At 73.0% G+C, this 3,256-nt stretch carries 4 protein-coding genes and 1 riboswitch; all 4 genes read right to left on the bottom strand.

Features of this window, described 5'->3' with window-relative positions; genetic code table 11:
• Positions 1–109: 109 nt before the first annotated feature.
• Positions 110–874 carry a CbtA family protein gene (locus tag G3I40_RS01820; RefSeq protein WP_164300374.1) on the bottom strand — a complete coding sequence of 255 codons (765 nt, stop codon included), beginning with the start codon at positions 872–874 and terminating at the stop codon, positions 110–112.
• 22 nt (positions 875–896) lie between these two features.
• On the bottom strand, positions 897–1,118 hold the full coding sequence (locus tag G3I40_RS01815; RefSeq protein ID WP_164300373.1) for a CbtB-domain containing protein: 222 nt from the start codon (positions 1,116–1,118) through the stop codon (positions 897–899).
• 60 nt (positions 1,119–1,178) lie between these two features.
• Positions 1,179–1,250, bottom strand: a riboswitch (cobalamin riboswitch).
• A 109-nt stretch (positions 1,251–1,359) separates the two neighbouring features.
• Positions 1,360–2,406: an enoyl-CoA hydratase/isomerase family protein gene (locus G3I40_RS01810; protein ID WP_164300372.1), complete on the bottom strand. Its 1,047-nt coding sequence runs from the start codon at positions 2,404–2,406 to the stop codon at positions 1,360–1,362.
• A gap of 178 nt (positions 2,407–2,584) precedes the next feature.
• On the bottom strand, positions 2,585–3,256 hold a 672-nt coding region (locus G3I40_RS01805), incomplete at its 5' end, for a TOBE domain-containing protein (RefSeq protein ID WP_164300371.1).

Genomic DNA, 3,256 nt, shown 5'->3' with positions numbered 1-3,256 from the left:
GACCGCACTCCCGCGGCGGTCGGCGGCGCCTGCTGCGCGAAACGGGGCCGGATGGGCCCGGCGGGGCCCGCGGAGGGTTCCGCGGGCCCCGTGCGTGCGTCGGATCAGGTCACTGCCCGGCGGGCACCGACGCCTGTACGGGCGGGACGGTCGCCGGCTTCGGGTTCAGCAGGCGCTCGGCCAACTCCCCGTAGAGCAGGCCGAACCCGCCCCACAGGGTGATCTGCATGGCCAGGGCGGACAGCCGGAAGCGCCACAGCAGCGCTGCCGGGAAGTGCTCCGGCACGTCGTTGACCACGGGGAGGAACGCGTACGCCAGACCGATCACCACGGCGAAGCCGAGGACGGCCAGGACGGTGGCGTACCAGGTGCCGACCCGCGGCGCGAGCCGCTTGCCGACGAGCGTGGCGGCCACCGCGACCAGCACGCTGAGCACCATCATCAGGAAGTACAGCGTCGTCCGCTTGCCGATGGTGTCGGGGTTGCCGACGGCGGGCGGATTGGCCGGGTACTTCAGGAACGGCACGACGTACACGGCGAGCAGCGCACACCCCGACAGCAGCAGCGCCGTGGCGCGCGGGCCGAAGCGGCCCACCCGGCCCAGGGCGAAGCAGTAGGCGAGGGCGGCGATGCCGCCGAAGGAGACCCCGTAGACGAGGACCCCGGTGGCCAGGCCCGCAGTGGACTGCAGGCTGCGGGAGACGAGTTCGACCTCGTCCCCGTGGGAGTGGCCGGCGTGCGCCTCTTCGAAGCCGATCGCCTTGTCGACGTTCGGCTCGCCGAGCCAGTAGGCGACGATCAGGGCGAGCACGCCGGCCGCGAGGCCGGCGAGCATGCCGCGAACGAGCAGGTTTCTTACGGTTGTTGAGTTCATGAGCCGGACGGCGTCCCTTACGTCAGTGGCAGGGGAAGCCGAGCAGGTGGCGGGCGTCGTGCACCCATTCATGAACTTCCGCGCCGCTGAACACGGAAGTGGCGCCCTGTTCGGCGCCGACGAAGTACAGCAGGACCAGCATCAGCACACCGAAGAAGACGGCCCAGGGGGCTATCGCCTTCAACGGCAACTTCGCCGGCAGGACAGGGGTGGTGGCAGTCGGCTGGGCGACATGCTGCGCCATGGCAGGGCCTCCTCGGGAGTTCGCGTCCCATCTCGGTGGTGCACAGGACGACAGCCACGGGTCTGACTCACGAGCAGTCCTTGAGCTGCTCGCACACAGTGGCGCGACCGTGCCGGATTTCCACCGGCTTCCGTCGTGCCGTCGTCGATACGCACTGAAGGTACCGCGTGTCGCGAGCATGGCCAAGACAGCACCCGGCGCAGTGATCTTGCTCGCACCGCGCCGGGTGCCTCGGAGAGGTTCAGCCGAGCCCGAGTTCGCGCGGCCCCAGGGAGGCGAAGTGGCGCTCCACGTCGGCGTCGGTGACCTCGGCGAGGGTGCGCGGCGACCAGCGGGGCCTGCGGTCCTTGTCGATCACCTGGGCGCGGACGCCCTCGACGAGGTCCGGATTGCCGAGCGCCGCGAGGGAGACGCGGTACTCCTGGTCCAACACCTGCTCCAGCGAGCCGAGTTCGGCTGCCCTGCGCACGGCGGCGAGGGTGACCTTCACCGAGGTGGGCGACCTGCCCAGCAGGGTCTCGGCCGTCTCCTTGGCCGTCGGCTCGCCGTGGTCGAGGAGCCGCGCGACGATCTCCTCGACGGTGCCGGCCGCGAAGCAGGCGTCGATCCACTCCCGGCGTGCGGCCAACTCTCCTGCGGGCGGCGCCTGTTCGTGCCGGGCGACGGCTTCTCGTACGGGCAGGGCGGCGAGGTCCTCGACCAGGCCGGGGAGCGCGGCGGCCGGCACGAAGTGGTCGGCGAGCCCGCACAGCAGCGCGTCGGCCGCCCCGATGGAGTCGCCGGTCAGCGCGAGGCAGGTGCCCAGTTCGCCGGGGGCGCGGGACAGCAGCCGGGTGCCGCCGACGTCGGGGACGAAGCCGATGCCGGTCTCCGGCATGGCGATCCGCGAGCGTTCGGTGACGATCCGGTCGCTGCCGTGGGCGGAGACGCCCACGCCGCCGCCCATCACGATGCCGTCCATGAGGGCGACGTACGGCTTGGGGTAGCGGGCGATCCGGGCGTTGAGGTGGTACTCGTCGCGCCAGAACGCCGCGGAGGCCGCGCCGTCCCCGTCGCGCGCGTCGTCGTGCACGGCCCGGATGTCGCCGCCCGCGCACAGGCCGCGCTCCCCCGCGCCGCTGACGACCACGGTCGCGACGGTGTCGTCGTGCTCCCACGCGGTGAGTGCCTCGTCGATGCGGCGCACCATGTCGTGGTTGAGCGCGTTCAGGGCGCGGGGCCGGTTGAGGACGAGATGGGCGGCCCGGCCCTGCCGGTGTACGAGGACGGGGGCCTCGGCGCCGGTCATCCGCGGGCCTCGGGCAGGGCACGGGTCACGAGGACATGCATGGACGCGTCGTTTCCTTTCAGGAGGCGGGGGACCCGCAGGGTCCGGACGATCTTCGGAGTCATCCTCCCCGATCGATCCGCGGGGCACGCGGCCGCCCGGCAGGCAGTGGCGAGCGGCAGGTCGGGGCCGTGCCGGTTCAGGCGGGGTAGGCGTGGGTCTGGGCCGCCTTGACCGTGGCCCAGACGGTGGCGCCGGGGTGCAGGTCGAGCTCGGCCGCGGCGACCGTGGTGAGGTCGGCGGCGAGGGGCAGTTCGCCGGTGAGGGCGGCGCGGATCTGGTCGCCGTGGGTCTCCATGCCGCTCACCTCGCAGCGCCACAGGTTGCGGGCGCTGGACCCGGTGGGGCGCTCGCCGTGCAGGGTCACCGCCCCCGGCGGGAAGGCGAGGAAGACGGGGCCCGTCAGGTCCTCGGTGATGGTGATCGCCGGGCCGTCGTCGTCGATGTGGACGGTGTGCCCGTCGGCGTGTCCCCGGTACAGGTTGAGCCCGACGAGTTGGGCGATGTAGTCGGTGCGGGGCCGGCGGGCGATGTCGCCGGGGGCGCCTTCCTGGACGATGCCGCCGTCCTCGACGACGACGAGCCGGTCGGCCAGCACCATGGCGTCCAGCGGGTCATGCGTGACCAGGACCGCGACGGCCTCGAACTCGGCCAGGTGGCGGCGGAGTTGGGCGCGTACGTCGAGCCGGGTACGGGCGTCGAGCGCGGCCAGGGGTTCGTCGAGGAGGAGCAGCCGGGGCCGGGTGGCCAGGGCGCGGGCGAGGGCGACGCGCTGGGCCTGGCCGCCGGACAGGCGGCGCGGTTTGGCGCC

It is taken from the genome of Streptomyces sp. SID14478, from assembly GCF_010548525.1.
In the GTDB taxonomy this organism is placed as follows: domain Bacteria; phylum Actinomycetota; class Actinomycetes; order Streptomycetales; family Streptomycetaceae; genus Streptomyces.
This window is presented reverse-complemented; position numbering and strand designations above follow the sequence as displayed.